Origin of the sequence: Consotaella aegiceratis, from assembly GCF_036541425.1 — a bacterium.
Lineage (GTDB): Bacteria > Pseudomonadota > Alphaproteobacteria > Rhizobiales > Rhizobiaceae > Consotaella > Consotaella aegiceratis.
Genome location: NZ_JAZHFT010000010.1, coordinates 30,319 through 48,158, shown reverse-complemented (window position 1 = coordinate 48,158; position 17,840 = coordinate 30,319). Strand labels below are relative to the sequence as shown.

Sequence of the window (17,840 nt, the reverse complement as noted above, 5' to 3'; positions counted from 1 at the left end):
TGGCATGGTCTTTCGGGTAAAAGCGGGCAATAAAAAAGGCCCTCGAGGGGCCTGGAATGCGCACACGTGGCTGTTCGCCGGGCGGTCGTTAAACCGCCACGCGTGTGCGCCACCGTACGAGAAGAATCTTGCTCATGAGCAAGAAGTAAACCGGAAACGAATCGGGGTCAACCCGCGATGAGGCGCGTCGATGGCTCGAAGTGGCGTCGGCGGCCTCTTCACTCCGGTGTCGATTCCCGGCAAGGATGATGCGATGAGCCACAGCCGACCGCACCGCTATGAGATGTTCGACACGGCCATCGGCCGGTGCGGGCTCGCATGGTCGCCGGCCGGCGTCTGCCGGGTTCAGCTTCCGGAGCGCACCGAGACGGCGACGCAGGAGCGGATCGCCCGGCTCGGGCAGCCATGGCACGACGACATCCTGCCTCAGGCGATCCGGCAAGCCGTCGACGCGGTGTCGGCCTTTCTGGCTGGTGAGCCCCAATCCTTCGAGGCCGTCGCGCTCGATCTCACCGGCGTTTCGGGCTTCGAGGCCGACGTCTACGCTGCGCTCCGCGAGGTTCGATGGGGGCAGACCACGACCTATGGCGCGTTGGCGGAGGCTGCGGGGCATGCCGGTCTGGCGCAGGCCGTCGGCAATGCGATGGGGCGCAATCCCTGCCCGCTGATCATCCCCTGCCACCGCGTGCTCGCGGCGGGCAACCGCATCGGCGGTTTCTCGGCCTACGGCGGCTGGCTGACGAAAACGAAACTGCTCGAACGCGAAGGCGTCCTGCTGCGCGCCGACAGGCGCGATCAGCTCGACCTGTTCACCTGAACAGGCGGCGCCGGCGCCTATGCCGGGTCGCGGCCGTTCGTGCGGACGACCCCGTTGCCGAAACGGCGCTGCCACCAGACGACGAATCGCCGGCGCCAGCGGCGCACCATCGGCAGGTCGATCGACAGGACCATCAGCCCGAGCGGCGCCATCCAGAAGCCGAGGATCGGCAGGAAGCCGAGGAAACCGAAAAAGACCAGCAAGCCGCCGATGATCAGCCGAAACAGCCGCGAGGCCGGCAGCGGCACGGAGCGCCCGAAGAGCTTCAGGCTGTGGCGCGTCGGTAGGGGCATCTTCAGCCCTTCGTCATCTGCCGTCATCGTTCGTTCACCGTTCGCGGTTTCCGCCAGCGCAAATGGGGTGGGCCGCGGCGAACCGAAAGCCCGATCAGCGGAATTCTGGATTTTGCATTCCGAGCCTTGGCAAGTGGCCATCGGCTTTGCTATAGGCTCGCTCGCGTTGCTGACGCGCCCTTCCCCGGTAGCTCAGCGGTAGAGCAACCGGCTGTTAACCGGTTGGTCGCTGGTTCGAATCCGGCCCGGGGAGCCAGTTAATAATGAGAGCCTGAAGCTTGCGCGGCTTCGGGCTCTTTTTCTGTCCAGCTCCTGACTTCGTTCCTCTGCCGCAAAATTCGAGTGTTGGCCATTGCTCCTGTCGGGGCAGTGACTTCACGATCGCCGCAGCAATTTGTCCATTGCGGCGGCCTCACTGAAGCAAACGCTTTTAAACTCGAAATTGCACTCGCGCGGCGCGTGCAATTGTGATCTTCTTTTGCCCGCCAAACAGGGGGAGATCATGGGAATCGATGATCAATTGCGCACGATTTCCGAGCGCGTTCGTAGCCATTCCAGTTCTATGATCACTGAAGAGGCGGTGAAGACAGCGGTCGTCTTACCCTTCCTCTCGGCGCTCGGATATGATGTGTTCAATCCGGCCGAGGTGATCCCGGAGTTTACGGCGGATGCTGTTGGTAAGAAAGGCGAGCGCGTCGACTACGCAATCCAGATCGACGGGGCGATCCGTATTCTCGTCGAATGCAAGCCGATAACCTGCGTTCTCGAAAAGCAACATCTGGCCCAGCTCTATCGTTACTTTTCGGTCACGGATGCGAAATTCGCGATCCTGACGAACGGTCGGACATTTCAGTTCCATACCGATCTCGAGGCCCCCAACAAGCTCGACGATCGCCCATTCCTGACGTTCGATCTCTCGGAATTGAATGCCAATCTGATGCCGGAACTGAAGAAGTTCGCCAAGGACGGCTTCGACGTCGTCGGTGTTCTCCAGTCCGCGAACCGACTGAAATACACCTCTGCGCTCAAGCGGAGGATCTCCGATTTGATGGAGGACCCTTCCGATGACTTCGTCCGCCTCGTCACGGCCGATCTACGCGACGGCCACTTTACCGCCGCTGTCCGCGACCAGTTCACTCCCCTGGTGAAAAGCGCCTTTCGTGAAATTGTCCGCGACATGGTACAGAACCGGATAACCTCAGCCCTGGAAACATCAAACGCCGAGGATCCTGCGCTCGAAGACCTCTCCACTCCGGAACCCGAAGTCGTCACCACGGACGAAGAGAAAGAAGGTTTCATGATCGTTCGTGCCATCGCCCGCGAGGTCATCCCCACGAAAAGGATCGTCATGCGCGACCAGAAAACCTATTGCGGCATTCTGATCGACAACAACAACCGAAAGCCCCTGGCGAGGCTGTGGTTCAACCGTGCAACCAAATATCTGAGTTTGTTCGATGGGGAGAAGGAGGATCGCATCAAGATTGAGACGCTGGATCACATCTATGAGTATACGGACCGAATTCGCGCGACTGCCCAGAGATACGCCGACGGCACGTGATCGCGTTTTGGTGGCGTAAGCCAAGCGATGCCGCTTGGTGGGCCGTGAGGCAGCTTGTTGCTCAGGCCGCGATGTGCCGTGCGACTTCGCTTGCGGAGGTGTCGCCCCCGGCGATTGACAGGCCGCCGCCCGATCGTTTCGCCCGGTAGAGGGCTTGATCGGCGCGATGGATCAGAGCTTCCGGAGTGGAATTTTCGTCTTCGGACGCGAGGCCGATGCTCACGCCGACCTCTGTCTGTGCGCCTTGGACCAGAAACGGCTCGTCGATCGCTCCGATGATCGCCTCGCACAGCCGCACGGCATCGGCTTGTCTCGTACTCGGCAGCAGGATGGCGAACTCGTCGCCGCCGAGGCGAGCGACGGTTGCGCCTTGCGGTGCCGCACGGTTCAACCTCGATCCGACGGCCCGGATCAGCTCGTCGCCTGCGGGGTGGCCCAGCGTGTCGTTCACCTGCTTGAACCGGTCGAGGTCGAGCAGAAGAAGGCTGGTGCCGCGATGGCCGGCCTTGCAGGTGGCTTCCAACCTTTCGTTGAAGTATGCGCGGTTCGGCAGGTCCGTAAGAACGTCGTGAAAAGCGAGATAGCGGGCTCGGGCCTCGCTGGCCCGCAAAGCGCGCGCTCCCCTCCTCAGCCCGGCGACCAGCACGGCCACGACGACCAGGATCGCGCACAGGGTGGCGAGCAGCGCCGGCGTCATGCGTTCGGCCAGCACCTGACCCGGCAAATGCACCGTCCAGATCAGATATCCGACCGGCCGACCCGAATTGTTTCGTAGAGCGAGCGACAATTCGTCGGGTCCCGGCCGGTCCTGCCAGGAGAACCGTGCCTTCTCGAACAGATAGTGCTGCTGCAGGTCCTTGAGAAAGCTGCCGTCCAGATAGTGCACCGCCAGATGAACGAAGGCATCCTCCGGCGCCTGCTCGATCTTGTCGGTCGACGGCACGATCGGTTTGACGCTCAGCATCGCAGGATGCCCGTCGACCACGACGATGTCTTCGGCGCCAGGACTCTTGGTCGCGGGATCCGGGTTGTGCCAAGTCCCGGCGATCAGCGCCCGGCGGACCTCGGCGACCATCGGGCGCGCGACCGAAGCGAATTTGCTGTAGGCGGAAGGGTCGACGCGGCGGGTCCCCATCGTCGCGTAGATGGGGCGATCCTGCGGATCGAGCACGACGATCCGCTCATGCCCGAAATACATGTTCATCCAGAGGCCGAAATTGTCGTCGATCCAATCCGGGTCGAGGGGCCCGCGAAGGTGAAGGACGGCTTCGTCCCAATAGGTCACGCTCTCCTGATCGCGGGCGATGCTTTGCACGGCCTGCCCAAGGACCGACGCCGCCAGACTGCGGTCTCTCTGGATAACGAGATCATCGGCCTCCCGCACGGCCACTGCCAGGAGCAGGCAGGCCAGCCCGCCGATCAACAGAATCGCCAAGCCGGCGGGAACGGCCACAGCCAGCCAGCGACCCGGATCGGGAAGATAGGTGCGGTTCGACATACCCGAGCGTCGCACGGATGAAGCTTACAAGACTTAAAGTCGCACCCACAAATATTATGTGGGGTCAATAAAAGGTTGCCACGACCCGATTTCGGAGCGACGGAACGGCCCGAGATGGCGCGCGCCGGCCGCCTCGTGGGCAACATCGTGCCATCGCGCGAGAATCTCGGCAGAGCTGATGACGGCCTTGGGGCGCGAGGTGGCCGAGCTTCGTCGACCGGGTAAAAATTACGCCACGCCGATCCGCAGCAGGTCGTGCATGTGCAGGAGGCCGACGGGACGATCGCCGACCACCACCATCAGCGTCGTGATGTTCGCGGAATTCAGCGCTTCCATCGCCTTGGCCGCCAGGGTGTCGGGACCGATGGTCTTCGGTTGGCGCGTCATCACCTGATCGACGGTCCGCACCAGAAGATTCTCGCCGAGATGGCGCCGCAAATCGCCGTCGGTGACGATCCCCACCAGCCGCTCGCCGTCTACCACCGCGACGCAGCCGAACCCCTTGCTCGACATCGTCACGACCGCCTCGGCCATCGGCGTGCCGCTGGCCACCAGCGGCAGGGCCTCTCCCGTGTGCATGATGTCGCCGACCCGCGTCAGGCTGGCGCCGAGCTGCCCGCCCGGATGGAAGATGCGGAAGTCGCCGGGCGTAAAGCCGCGCCGCTCGAGCAGCGCCACCGCCAGCGCATCGCCAAGCGCCAGCTGCAGCGTGGTCGAGGTGGTCGGCGCCAGTCCGTGCGGACAGGCCTCGGTGGCGCGGGGCAGCAGGAGCGCCTCGTCGGCGGCGCCGGCGAGCGCCGAGGTGGCGCCTGCTGTCATCGCGACCAACGGAATCTTGAAGCGCCTAGTATAGTCGACGATGCCGCGCAGCTCCGCCGACTCGCCCGACCAGGACAGAGCCAGCACAAGATCGCCGACGCCGATCATGCCGAGATCGCCGTGAATGGCTTCGACCGGATGCACGAAGAAGGCCGGCGTGCCGGTCGAGGCCAGGGTGGCCGCGATCTTGGCGGCGACGTGGCCGCTCTTGCCGATGCCCGTCACGATCACCCGGCCGGACACCTCGGATATCCACTGCACCGTTCGTTCGAACGACGCCCCGGTCTCTCCCGACAGGGCCTTGGCCAGGGATCGCAAGCCGGCCGCTTCCGTCTCGATCGTGCGGATCGCCGAAAGTGTGGCCGTCATAGTGGTGGGTGCAACTGCCGTCATTCCGCCATTCCAAACCGATGTCGCGCGGTCGCTTGAGGGGCTCGGCCGCCGCTGCCGACAAAAACCATGCTGGTTGGGCATCGGCGACCTTATGCAGGATCGCGCCCGGCGTTTCAACGGCGCCGGAGGCCGCTGCGGGCAAGCTTCGGTCAATCCTGCAGGGGTACTGATCATCGACTTAATGTCGGGCCGAATCGGATTCGTCAGGAGAGCCGAACCAATGCGACATCGGGCGAATGCCGCGGTGGGAAGAACGGCTGCGATCGCCCTCGGGGCGGCGTGGCTCGCCCCGTGCGGCCCGGCCCTCGCCCAAAGCCTCGACACGTCCGATCTCAGAATTTCCGAGCCGCTCGCCGCCTCCGGTGCGGATTTGCTTCGGATGCTGTCGGCCGGCTCTGACGCCGACGACCTCACCGATCCGGCGTTGAGCGATCTCCTCTCCTCCGACGATCCACAGACCTCCGACGCCAGCGACTTCCTGAGCGATCTCGACGGCGACGAGGCGGCAGAGCCCCCCTCACCCCAGGTCCAGAGCTTCGATCTCTTCACCGATGCCGAGGGCCGGTCCGCAACGCTGTTGCCGGCAACCCCGTCGTCCGACGGCAGTTCGTCGGGCGTTTCGACGACCGACAGCGCCGACGATGGCACGGACCCGGACAGCGGTGATGTCGCGGCAGCGGCGAACCTGGATGCGACGACCACCGGAACGGTCGGGCTACGCACCGGCACGTCGGAGCTCGACATCCGGCAGAACGAGCGGACCGAACGGCTCGACATCGACCCGGAACACAGGGCCAACGCCGAACGGCTGAAGGAGTGGACGGATCCCTTCGCACCGGTCGGATTGCGCGCCGGCAGTTTCGTCCTCTATCCGACACTCGAACAGGGCGTCGGCGTGTCGTCCAATCTCAGCAACAGTGCCGATGGCGAAAGCGGCGCCTTTTCCGAGACCTCGCTCGGGGTGCAACTCCTGTCGGACTGGCTGCTGCACGAGATGGAGATCAACGCCTCCACGTCCTATCGGCGCAATTTCGCCGGCGACACCGAGGATGATCCGACCTTCGACGCGGACGGACGCCTGCGCCTCGACATCGACCACGAAACGACCGCAACCCTGCGCGGATCGATCGCCTACAGCCAGGACGATCCCGAGGCATCGGATGCCGCCTCGGACGACCGCGCCGACGTTCTGGACATGGCGGCCTCGGCCACGTTGGAGCGCCTCTTCGGCCTTGCCAGCCTTTCGGCCACCGGTGGCGTGCAACGGCACGCCGAGACCGAGGACGAAAGCTTCAGCCAGGACTACAACACCTATACCGCCTCGCTCAGAGCCGGATATCAGATCTCGCCGGCCCTGCAGCCGTTCGTCGAGGGCAGCCTCGGCCTGCGCCGCTTCGACGAGCCGGTGGCGCAGTGTTGCAAGAGAGATTCGCAGATCGACTCGCTGAAGGGCGGCGTTGCCTTCGACCTCGGCGAAAAGCTGACCGGCGAAGTGGCGGCCGGCTATGCCTGGAACATCCCCGACGCGGACAGCATTCCCGTCGACAGCGCGCCGACCGTCGACGCGACGCTGGACTGGTCACCGCGCCGGGGCACCGACATCACGCTGACCGCCGCCACGACATTCGAACCCAACGACGATAATCTCTCGTCGTCGTCCCTCTACCAGGCGATCCTGTCCGCCCGCCACCGCGCCACCGAGCGCGTGGAACTGAATGCCCAACTCAGCGCCGGCCGCCGCGAAGGTGACCGGCCGGAGGATCAGGAGACGACCTATTCGGCCCAGGCCGGCTTCCTCTATTGGGTGAACCGGACGCTGGCCCTGACCGGCCTGGTTCGTCACGAAGGCGAGGATTCCGAAGCGCCTGACGACGACTACACCGCGACCTCGGCACGCCTCGGTATCAAGCTTCAGCGCTGAACGACGCCTTCGATGTCGAGCCGGTCATGTCCGGCTCGACAGGTCCTCCACCTCACGCCATGCCCTGACGGGGATGATGATGCGGCTCGACCGTCTCGATCAGTTCTTCCAGATCGTCCAGCACGCGATCGCGAATGTCCGGACGCCACAGCGCGAACGCCACGTTAGCCTGGATGAAGCCTTCCTTGGAGCCGCAGTCGAACGTCCGTCCGGTGAAGGGATAGGCGAAGAACTCCTGCTGCTGCGCGAGCTTCAGCATGGCGTCGGTGAGCTGGATCTCATTGCCCGCGCCGCGCTCCTGGGTCTCCAGAATGTCGAAGATCTCGGGCTGAAGGATGTAGCGCCCGGAGATGATGTAGTTGGACGGCGCGTCCTTCGGATCGGGCTTTTCGACCATGCCGTCGACGCGAAAGCCGTCGCCGACCTCTTCGCCGCGGCCGACGATGCCGTATTTGGCGGTGTCCTTCGGATCGCACTGCTCGACCGAGATGATGTTGCCGCCGGATTCCTTATAGAGATCGACCATGTGGGCCAGGCAGCTTCGCTTGTCCTGCATGATCATGTCCGGCAGCAGCAGCGCGAACGGCTCGTTGCCGACGAGGTCGCGCGCGCACCACACCGCATGGCCGAGGCCGAGCGGCGCCTGCTGGCGCGTGAAGCTCGCCGTACCGGGCTTCGGCTGCAGATCGTCGAGCAAAGAGAGCTCGGCCATCTTGCCGCGTTCGGCGAGCGTGTTCGACAGTTCGACCTGAAGGTCGAAATAATCCTCGATCACCGCCTTGTTGCGTCCGGTGACGAAAATGAGATGCTCGATACCGGCTTCGCGGGCTTCGTCGACCACGTACTGGATCACCGGACGATCGACGACCGTCAGCATCTCCTTGGGGATCGCCTTGGTTGCGGGCAGGAACCGGGTTCCCAATCCCGCCACCGGAAACACCGCTTTGCGGACTCTTTTCATATCTCGAGCACTCCTTCGAACGTTTGCTACCCTGCCTATCGATCCGCGCCGACAAAATTACGGCAGACGCGCTTCGGCGCCCCGCTTTCGCCGTGAAATAGCGAGAGAATTACCATCGGCCAAGGTGGTCATCGTTAATGCGATGGTTACCGCGGTGAAGAAAGTTTAAACTTCCGGTCGCTATCGTCGAACGCTCAGCACGACCTATCCTGCCAGGAGTAGATCCATGCATCGAGCCCTCTTCGCACGTTTACCCGTCGCTTTGTCGATGGTCCTTTTCGTCGCGTCCATCGCCATCGCGACGGGACCGGCTAGAGCCGACGCCGGCTTTCGCAAATGGATATCCGATTTCGAAAGCGTCGCCGTCAGCCAAGGCATCAACCGCAGCGTCTATCGCGCCGCCTTTGCCGGCGTCGACGAGCCCGACCCGGATGTCGTGCGCAAGGCGCGCTTCCAGCCCGAGTTCCAGGACAAGGTCTGGGAGTACCTCGACAATCGCGTGAACGAGGAGTCCATCGCCAAGGGCCAGATGATGCGCAAGCAGTGGGCCTCCTGGCTCGACCGCATCGAGAAGCGGTTCGGCGTGGATCGCGACATCCTGCTCGCCATCTGGTCGATGGAATCGAACTACGGTGCGATCCTGGAGCGCGACGACGTGATGAAGAGCGTGCCGCGCTCGCTCGCCACGCTGGCCTACATGGACTCGCGGCGGGCGAAGTTCGCGCGCCAGCAGCTCATCGCGGCGCTGAAGATCGTCCAGGCCGGCCATGTGACGCCGAGCGCGCTGACCGGCTCCTGGGCAGGCGCGATGGGCCACACCCAATTCATTCCGACCAGCTATCAGGCGTTTGCCGTCGACATGGACGGCGACGGGCACCCCAACATCTGGACATCGGTGCCCGACGCACTGGCCTCCGCCGCCAGCCTGCTGCACAAAAACGGTTGGCAGTCCGGCAAGACCTGGGGCTATGAGGTGTTCGTGCCGTCGACCTCGACGGCAGCGAAACTTGAGCGCGCCAACAAGACGATCGCCGAGTGGGCGAACCTCGGCTTCAAGCGGGCCAACGGCAAGGCTTTCCCCTTCCCGTCCGATCGCGCCAACCTCGTCATGCCGGCCGGCCCGAGCGGACCTGCCTTCCTGATGACGAAGAACTTCTTCGTCCTGAAGCGCTATAACAACGCCGACAAATACGCCCTCGCGGTCGGCCACCTCGCCGATCAGATCGGCGGTTATGGCCCGCTCTACGCGGATTGGCCGCGCGGCTACAAGCCGTTGTCGGTCGGCGAGCGCTACGAGCTGCAGGAACGTTTGTCGGCGCAGGGCCATTACGAGGGCAAGATCGACGGCAAGATCGGCTCGGGCTCGAAGGCGGCGATCATGGCATATCAGCGACAGAACGGTCTGGCCGCCGACGGCAATGCCTCGAAGGCCCTGCTGGACGCGCTGCGGGGAGAGTAAGGCATGGCAGTCGCCGGGTCGAAGCGAGGCAGATGCGGGCGAATCCTGGCGACCGCCTGCCTGAGCCTCATCGCCTTCGCCATGGTGGCCACCCTCGGTCACTCGTCCGCGGCGGCGCAGGAGCGGCCGCGGACGATCATCGAGATGCTGTTCGGCGGCCAGTCGCGCCAGCCCGAGCGGCAGATCAGCCGACCGGCGCCTGCGAAAAAGAAGAAGACCACCGTTCGGCGTTCGGCGCCCGCCCGCGCGGCCCCGAGCCCGGCCCGCCCGCAAGCCGCCGCGGCCAGCGCGCCGACGGAAAAGGCCGGTGATGCCCGCACCGTCCTGGTCGTCGGCGATTTCATGGCCGATTCTCTGGCCGATGGCCTGGAAGAGACGTTTGCGGACAATCCCCGGATCAAGGTCGTCGGCCACGTCAACGGCTCTTCGGGCCTCGTTCGCGACGACCATTACGACTGGCTTCAGAACATCGGCCCGATTCTCGACGAGGCAAAGCCGGCCGTGGTCGTCGTCATGCTCGGATCGAACGATCGGCAGGCCATCGCCGCTCCCTCCGGCTCGCTGGCGCTGCGTAGCGAGCAGTGGACCGCCGAATACGAACGGCGCGCCACGGCGCTCGCCCAAGCCATCGCTCAAAAGAACGTCCCGCTGGTCTGGGTGGGTGTGCCCGCCTTCAAGTTCGAGCGGATGAGCGAGGACATGGTCTTCTTCAACGGCATCTACGGCAAGGCCGCGGCGTCCGTCAGCGGCGACTTCGTCGACATCTGGGACGGTTTCGTCGATGCCCAGGGCGCCTTCGTCTACAACGGGCCGGACATTTCCGGACAATCGGTCCGGCTGCGCAATTCCGACGGCATCACCATGACCGGCGCGGGTAGAGAAAAGCTGGCGTTCTTTGCCGAGAGGCCGATCCTCAAGCGGCTGGACATGGACGCGTCGATCGCCTCGTCGGATGCATCGATCACGCTTTCTCCCGAAACGCTGCCGTCGCTGCGGCTGCCGCCGCTCGGCAGCGCCGCGAACGCCACGTCGAAGCCGTCGATCGCGCTGAACGATCCGGCGCTCGACGGCGGCGACGAACTTCTCGGCGGCCAGGCCACGCCGACGCTGTCGATCGAACCGTCACCGCGCGAGCGTCTGGTCGTTCTGGGTGCAACCATCGACAGCGTCGAAGGCCGCGCCGATGATTTCGCCTGGAACGAAAAGGACGATGCCGTCTCCCCCCGCCTGAGCGAGGAAGCGGTCGTGGCGCGCGGCAGCGTCGACCTGGGCGACCTGAACCGCAAGACCGCGCTGCCGCCCATGCCGTCGCTTCAGGACGCGATCATCGAGGATTGGGCCAAGCAATCGGAAAGCGACGCCGAAACCGCCGAGCCCAACGCGGCGGGGCCGGCCAACTGACAAAAAAGGACGCCCGGCCTGCGGCAGAGCGCCCTTTAACTTTTACGAAGCCGGTTTTCGACCGCCTATAGCGGCAAAGTGGTGCGGCCCATCAGGTCGAGATCGATGGAGCGCGCGGCCTGCCGGCCCTCGCGGATCGCCCAGACCACCAGCGACTGGCCGCGCCGCGCATCGCCCGCCGCGTAGAGCTTGGAGACCGAGGTGCGGTAGTTGCGATCGTCGGCGGAGATCGAGACCGCGCCGCGCGCGTTCGTCTTGATCGTCAGGCCGTCGCCCAGTTCGGACATCACGCCGTCGGCGAGCGGCCCGGAAAAGCCGATCGCGATGAAGGCGAGATCGGCCTTGATGATGAATTCCGTGCCCTCGACCGGCTCGCGCTTCGCGTTCACCTCGGCGCAACGCACGCCGACGAGCTGCCCGTCTTCCTCGACGAAGCCCAGGGTGGCGATCTGGAACTCGCGGATCGCGCCCTCTGCCTGGCTCGACGAGGTGCGCATCTTGGTCGCCCAGTAGGGCCACACCAGCAGCTTGTTCTCCATGGCCGGCGGCTGCGGCCGGATGTCGAGCTGCGTCACCTTCACCGCGCCCTGGCGAAAAGCCGTGCCGACGCAGTCCGACGCGGTGTCGCCGCCGCCGACGACGACCACGTGCTTGCCGCCGGCCCAGATTTCTTCCGACACCCAGGCGACGCTCTGGATGTTGTCTTGCGCCACGCGGCGGTTCTGCTGGACCAGATAGGGCATGGCGTCATAGACGCCCTTGATTCCCTCGTGCGGGATGCCGGCCTCGCGCGGACGCTCCGATCCGCCGCAGTAGAGCACGGCGTCGTACTCGGCCAGGAGCTCGGCCGCCGGCTTGTCCTTGCCGATATTGACGCCGCAGTGGAAGGTCACCCCCTCCCCCTGCATCTGCTCGACGCGCCGGTCGATCCAGTGCTTTTCCATCTTGAAGTCGGGGATGCCGTAGCGCAGCAGCCCGCCGGGCTTCGACTCGCGCTCGTAGACGTCGACGTCGTGGCCGGCGCGGCCGAGCTGCTGTGCGGCGGCCATGCCGGCCGGACCCGAGCCGATGATGGCGACGCGCTTGCCGGTCTTGCTGGACGGCGGCTGCGGCTTGATCAGGCCGAGCTTGTAGGCCTTTTCGGCGAGCGCCTCCTCGACCGTCTTGATCGCCACCGGCGTGTCTTCGAGGTTCAGCGTACAGGCTTCCTCGCAGGGCGCCGGACAGATCTTGCCGGTGAACTCCGGGAAGTTGTTGGTCGAATGCAGGTTGCGGATCGCCGTTTCCCAGTCGCCGGAATAGACGAGGTCGTTCCAGTCCGGGATCTGGTTGTGCACCGGGCAGCCCGTGGGTCCGTGGCAATAGGGAATGCCGCAGTCCATGCAGCGGGCCGCCTGTTTGCCGACCTCCTCGTCCGACATCGGCAGCGTGAATTCGCGGAAATGCCGAATGCGGTCGGACGCCGGCTGATACTTCGGCGTCTGGCGGTCGATCTCGAGAAAGCCTGTGACCTTACCCATACTTGTTCCAACTTCATTCGTGCCCGGCCGTGCCGACCGTTTATCATCTCGGCACTCGAAAGCAATTCTGCCGGTGCGAGTGAGATCACGACGAGCGCGCGGAGCGCTCGTCGCCTAGGTTGCCGCCACCGGATTGGGGTGGATTGACCAGCCGCCGGATTATTCGGCCGCCACGCCCATGCGCATCCGCTCCATCTCCAGAAGCGCGCGGCGATACTCGACCGGCATGACCTTGAGGAATTTCGGGCGATAGCTGTCCCAGTCCGCAAGGATGGTGCGAGCCCGTGCCGAGCCCGTGTAGTCGAGATGGCTGGAGATCAGCTTGTAGAGTCGCTCCTCGTCATGGCCCGTCATCGAGGCGGTCACGTCGACGCGTCCCTTGTACTGAAGATCGCCGCCATGGTGGTGCAGCTTCTCCAGGAGGTCGTCCTCTTCCGGAACCGGCTCCAGCTCGACCATCGCCATGTTGCAGCGCTCGGCGAAGTTGCCCTCTTCGTCGAGCACATAGGCGATGCCGCCCGACATGCCGGCCGCGAAGTTGCGCCCGGTCTTGCCGAGGATGACGACCACGCCGCCGGTCATGTATTCGCAGCCGTGGTCGCCCACGCCCTCGACGACGGCGATGGCGCCCGAGTTGCGCACGGCGAAGCGCTCGCCGGCGACGCCCCGGAAGTAGCACTCGCCCGAAATCGCGCCGTAGAGCACGGTGTTGCCGACGATGATCGACTCTTCCGGCACGATCCGCGTCTCGTCGCGCGGCCGCACGATCAGCCGTCCGCCGGAGAGGCCTTTGCCGACATAGTCGTTGGCGTCGCCGACGAGGTCGAAGGTGATGCCGCGCGCCAGGAACGCGCCGAACGACTGGCCCGCCGTGCCGGTCAGCTTGACCGAGACGGTGTCGTCGGCCAGGCCCTTCATGCCGAAGCGCTTGGCGAGTTCACCCGACAGCATCGCGCCGGCCGAGCGGTCGACGTTGGAGATCGGCGTCTCGATGCGCACCTGCTGGCGCGCCTCCAAAGCGGGGGACGCCTGTTCGATCAGCTTGAGGTCGAGCACGTCGTCGATCGGATGCACCTGACGCGTCGTCCAGGACAGCGCCTCCACCGGCGCTCTCGGCTTGAAGAACACCTTGGAGAAGTCGAGACCCCGGGCCTTCCAGTGGTTGATCATCTCCTTCTTGTCGAGATGTTCGCTGGCGCCGATCAGCTCCTCGAAGTGGCGGATGCCCAGCGACGCCATCAGCTCGCGGACCTCTTCGGCCACGTAGAAGAAGAAGTTGATCACATGCTCCGGCAGGCCCTTGAAGCGCTTGCGCAGCACCGGGTCCTGGGTGGCGATGCCGACCGGGCAGGTGTTGAGGTGGCACTTCCTCATCATCAGGCATCCGGCGGCGATCAGCGGCGCGGTCGAGAAGCCGAACTCGTCGGCGCCGAGCAGCGCGCCGACGATGACGTCGCGGCCGGTCCGAAGGCCCCCGTCCACCTGCAGGCAGACGCGCGAGCGCAGGCCGTTGACCACCAGCGTCTGCTGGGTCTCGGCGAGGCCCATTTCCCACGGGCTGCCGGCGTGCTTGATCGAGGTCAGCGGCGAGGCGCCGGTGCCGCCGTCGTAGCCGGCCACGATGATGTGGTCGGCGCGCGCCTTGGCGACGCCCGCCGCGACCGTACCGACGCCCACCTCGGAGACGAGCTTGACCGAGATGTCGGCCGCCGGGTTGACGTTCTTCAGATCGAAGATCAGCTGAGCCAGATCCTCGATCGAATAGATGTCATGATGCGGCGGCGGCGAGATCAGCGCCACGCCCGGCGTCGAATGCCGGGTCTTGGCGATGGTCGCGTCGACCTTGTGGCCGGGAAGCTGACCGCCCTCGCCGGGCTTGGCCCCCTGCGCCACCTTGATCTGCAGCATGTCGGCGTTGACGAGATACTCCGTCGTCACGCCGAAGCGGCCAGACGCCACCTGCTTGATCGCGGAGCGCTCGGGGTTTGGCGAACCATCCGGCAGTGGCATGAAGCGGTCCGGCTCCTCGCCGCCCTCGCCGGTGTTCGACTTGCCGCCGATGCGGTTCATGGCCACGGCCAGCGTCGAATGCGCCTCGCGGCTGATCGAGCCGAAGCTCATCGCGCCGGTGGCAAACCGCTTGACGATCTCGCGCGCCGGCTCGACCTCTTCCAGCGGAACCGGCGAGCGGCCCATCTCTTCGGCCGTCTTGATGCGGAACAGGCCCCGGATGGTCGAGCGCGAGGTGGCGTTCTCGTTCACCATCCGCGCGTAGTCCTGGTACTTCTCCCAGGATTCGCCGCGAACCGCGTGCTGGAGCGTGGCGATCGCGTCTGGCGACCAGATGTGCGCCTCGCCGCGCATGCGGAAGGCGTATTCGCCGCCGACTTCCAGCGAGCGTGCCAGCACCGGATCGTCGGAGAAGGCCAGCATGTGACGAACCGTCGTCTCGTGCGCGATCTCTTCCAGCCCGACGCCCTCGATGGTGGTCGCGGTGCCGGAGAAATAGCGGTCGACGAATTCGCTCTTCAGGCCGACGGCATCGAAGATCTGCGCGCCGCAATAAGACTGGTAGGTCGAGATGCCCATCTTGGACATGACCTTGAGCATGCCCTTGCCGATCGACTTGATGTAGCGGGTGACCACCTCGGTCTCGTCGACCTCGGGCGGGAACTGGCCCTGCCGGTGCATGTCGATCAGCGTGTCGAAGGCGAGATACGGGTTGATCGCCTCGGCGCCGAAGCCGGCCAGACAGGCGAAATGGTGCACTTCGCGCGGCTCGCCGGATTCGACCACCAGGCCGGCGGCGGTGCGCAGGCCCTTGCGGATCAAGTGATGGTGCACGGCCGCGCAGGCGAGCAGCGCCGGGATCGGAATCCGGTCGGGCCCCACCTGCCGGTCGGACAGGATGATGATGTTGTAGCCACCGACGACCGCTGCCTCGGCGCGCTCGCACAGACGCTCCAGCGCGCCGGACATGCCGGCCGCGCCGGCCTCGACCGCATAGGTCATGTCGAGCGTCTTGGTGTCGAAACGGTCTTCGGTGTGGCCGATGTTGCGGATCTTCTCCAGATCCGCATTGGTCAGGATCGGCTGGCGCACCTCCAGCCGCTTGCGGCGCGAGGTGCCCTCCAGGTCGAAGATGTTCGGCCGCGGCCCGATGAAGGAGACGAGGCTCATCACCATCTCCTCGCGGATCGGGTCGATCGGCGGGTTCGTCACCTGCGCGAAGTTCTGCTTGAAGTAGGTGTAGAGCAGCTTCGGCTTTTCCGACATCGCCGAGATCGGGGTGTCGGTGCCCATCGAGCCGATCGCCTCCTGGCCGGTCGTGGCCATCGGCGCCATCAGCATGCGCGTGTCCTCGATGGTGTAGCCGAAGGTCTGCTGACGATCGAGCAGCGCCACGTCGGACCGCGTGGCGCGCGGCGCCACCGGCTTCAGATCCTCCAGGATGAGCTGACTGTTCTTCAGCCACTCCTGATAGGGGTTGGCGGACGATATCTCGCGCTTGATCTCCTCGTCGGCGACGATGCGCCCCTTTTCGAGGTCGATCAGCAGCATGCGTCCGGGCTGCAGCCGCCACTTCTGGACGATGCGCTCCTCGGGGATATCGAGAGTGCCGGCTTCCGAAGCCATCACCACCAGATCGTCGTCGGTCACGACATAGCGCGCCGGCCGCAATCCGTTGCGGTCGAGCGTCGCGCCGATCTGCTTGCCGTCGGTGAAGGCGACCGCCGCCGGGCCGTCCCACGGCTCCATCAGCGCGGCGTGATATTCGTAGAAGGCGCGCGCCTCCTTCGACATCTGCTTGTTGCCGGCCCAAGCCTCGGGAATCAGCATCATCATGGCGTGGGCGAGCGAGTAGCCCCCCTGCGCCAGGAACTCGAGCGCATTGTCGAAGCAGGCGGTGTCCGACTGGCCCTCGTAGGAGATCGGCCAGAGCTTGGAAATGTCGTTGCCGAACAATTCGGAATCGACCGAAGCCTGGCGCGCAGCCATCCAGTTGACGTTGCCGCGCAGCGTGTTGATCTCGCCGTTGTGGGCGATCATCCGATAGGGGTGCGCCAGCTTCCAGGACGGGAAGGTGTTGGTCGAGAACCGCTGGTGCACGAGTGCCAGCGCGCTTTCGAAGCGCGGGTCGCTCAGATCATGATAGTAGGCGCCCAGCTGATAGGCCAGGAACATACCCTTGTAGACGACGGTGCGCGCCGAAAACGAGACGGCATAGAAGCCGATGTCGCGGCCGCCGCTTTCCACCTGGACGCGGTTCGAGATCACCTTGCGGATGATGTAGAGCTTGCGCTCGAACTCCTCCTCGCTGGCGATCGAGGGCGAACGCGCGACGAAGACCTGCCGGTGCACCGGCTCGGTGGCCACGATCTCCGGAGCCTTGGACAGGGAGTCGTTGGTGACGGGCACCGAGCGCCAGCCGATGACCGCCTGCCCCTCTTCGGCGACCGCGGCTTCGACGATGGTCTCCAGGTGACGCCGCCGGTCCTCGTCCTGCGGCATGAACAGGAAGCCGACGCCGTACTGGCCCGGTTCGGGCAGCGTGACACCCTGAGCCGCCATCTCTTCGGCGAAAAAGCGATGCGGGATCTGGACGAGCATGCCCGCGCCGTCGCCCATCAGCGGATCGGCGCCGACGGCACCGCGATGGGTGAGGTTCTGGAGAATCGTCAGGCCCTTCGCGACGATGTCGTGCGACTTGACGTTCTTCATGTTGGCGATGAAGCCAACACCACAAGCGTCGTGCTCGTTTTTCGGGTCGTAGAGGCCCATGCGGCCCGGGGCGCGGAACATCTCGATGGCGTCCGCCGCGGCCGTTTTGGCATCACGGCTCATGGCCACAGGGGCGGATGGCGTCAGCTCGGTCATCGCTTCGTCTCCCGTCTCGTCCCGCTCCCGTTACCGGGAAAGGCGACTGTTGTCATTGGCCGGCATGAAAAACCGCGCGGCGGGTCATAGAAGGCCACATCGCGCTCTGCCGATCAAATATCGTTATGGTGTACTCGGCGCGGCGCCGTTGCCGCAGATGGAACAAGACTCGGCCGCGGGTCAACGGTCTCGAGTTTAACCCCATCATCGGGCGGCTCGCCCGTTACCGAAGATACGACAGCAATGCTGTCCTATCTGTCGCAACATGACAGATTATGATTGCGGCGGCAAGAGCTCAGCCGGCGGCGCCCGCGGAGCCCTC

General features: G+C 65.0%; 11 protein-coding genes and 1 tRNA gene. 6 read left to right on the top strand and 6 right to left on the bottom strand.

Translation table 11 applies throughout. From position 1 onward, the window contains the following. The first annotated feature begins 190 nt into the window (after positions 1-190). Positions 191-817 carry a methylated-DNA--[protein]-cysteine S-methyltransferase gene (locus SMD10_RS09210; protein ID WP_331685389.1) on the top strand — a complete coding sequence of 209 codons (627 nt, stop codon included), beginning with the start codon at positions 191-193 and terminating at the stop codon, positions 815-817. A gap of 17 nt (positions 818-834) precedes the next feature. Here SMD10_RS09210 and SMD10_RS09205 read toward each other — a convergent pair whose 3' ends face one another. Then, positions 835-1,110 carry a hypothetical protein gene (locus tag SMD10_RS09205; protein ID WP_331685482.1) on the bottom strand — a complete coding sequence of 92 codons (276 nt, stop codon included), beginning with the start codon at positions 1,108-1,110 and terminating at the stop codon, positions 835-837. A gap of 181 nt (positions 1,111-1,291) precedes the next feature. On the opposite strand from SMD10_RS09205, the gene SMD10_RS09200 reads away from it, so the two are divergent. Together SMD10_RS09200 and SMD10_RS09195 are read left to right on the top strand one after the other, a co-directional pair. Continuing rightward, positions 1,292-1,366 (top strand) — tRNA-Asn (locus SMD10_RS09200). A 246-nt stretch (positions 1,367-1,612) separates the two neighbouring features. Then, complete coding sequence (locus SMD10_RS09195; RefSeq protein WP_331685388.1) at positions 1,613-2,668, top strand: type I restriction endonuclease; 1,056 nt, start codon at positions 1,613-1,615, stop codon at positions 2,666-2,668. Between the two features lie 61 nt (positions 2,669-2,729). Here SMD10_RS09195 and SMD10_RS09190 read toward each other — a convergent pair whose 3' ends face one another. Then, positions 2,730-4,166: a diguanylate cyclase domain-containing protein gene (locus SMD10_RS09190; RefSeq protein ID WP_331685387.1), complete on the bottom strand. Its 1,437-nt coding sequence runs from the start codon at positions 4,164-4,166 to the stop codon at positions 2,730-2,732. A gap of 228 nt (positions 4,167-4,394) precedes the next feature. Continuing rightward, on the bottom strand, positions 4,395-5,378 hold the full coding sequence (locus SMD10_RS09185; protein ID WP_331685386.1) for a KpsF/GutQ family sugar-phosphate isomerase: 984 nt from the start codon (positions 5,376-5,378) through the stop codon (positions 4,395-4,397). A 220-nt stretch (positions 5,379-5,598) separates the two neighbouring features. On the opposite strand from SMD10_RS09185, the gene SMD10_RS09180 reads away from it, so the two are divergent. Further along, positions 5,599-7,299, top strand: coding sequence for an outer membrane beta-barrel protein (locus SMD10_RS09180; protein ID WP_331685385.1), 1,701 nt, complete (start codon positions 5,599-5,601; stop codon positions 7,297-7,299). A 52-nt stretch (positions 7,300-7,351) separates the two neighbouring features. Here the strand turns inward: SMD10_RS09180 and galU are convergent, their stop codons facing one another. After that, a complete protein-coding gene (gene galU, locus SMD10_RS09175) occupies positions 7,352-8,260 on the bottom strand; it encodes a UTP--glucose-1-phosphate uridylyltransferase GalU (protein ID WP_331685384.1) in 909 nt (302 codons plus the stop codon). Between the two features lie 226 nt (positions 8,261-8,486). Between galU and SMD10_RS09170 the strand changes: the two genes are divergently transcribed. Together SMD10_RS09170 and SMD10_RS09165 are read left to right on the top strand one after the other, a co-directional pair. Beyond that, positions 8,487-9,719 (top strand): lytic murein transglycosylase, encoded by a 1,233-nt coding sequence (locus SMD10_RS09170; protein ID WP_331685383.1) that lies wholly within the window; start codon positions 8,487-8,489, stop codon positions 9,717-9,719. 3 nt (positions 9,720-9,722) lie between these two features. Further along, positions 9,723-11,120: an SGNH/GDSL hydrolase family protein gene (locus SMD10_RS09165; RefSeq protein ID WP_331685382.1), complete on the top strand. Its 1,398-nt coding sequence runs from the start codon at positions 9,723-9,725 to the stop codon at positions 11,118-11,120. Between the two features lie 65 nt (positions 11,121-11,185). Here SMD10_RS09165 and SMD10_RS09160 read toward each other — a convergent pair whose 3' ends face one another. Then, the gene (locus SMD10_RS09160) at positions 11,186-12,640 is read right to left on the bottom strand and encodes a glutamate synthase subunit beta (protein WP_331685381.1); all 1,455 of its coding nucleotides are present in this window, start codon (positions 12,638-12,640) and stop codon (positions 11,186-11,188) included. A gap of 159 nt (positions 12,641-12,799) precedes the next feature. Continuing rightward, positions 12,800-17,485 (bottom strand): glutamate synthase large subunit, encoded by a 4,686-nt coding sequence (gene gltB / locus SMD10_RS09155; RefSeq protein ID WP_432757215.1) that lies wholly within the window; start codon positions 17,483-17,485, stop codon positions 12,800-12,802. Positions 17,486-17,840 lie beyond the last annotated feature (355 nt).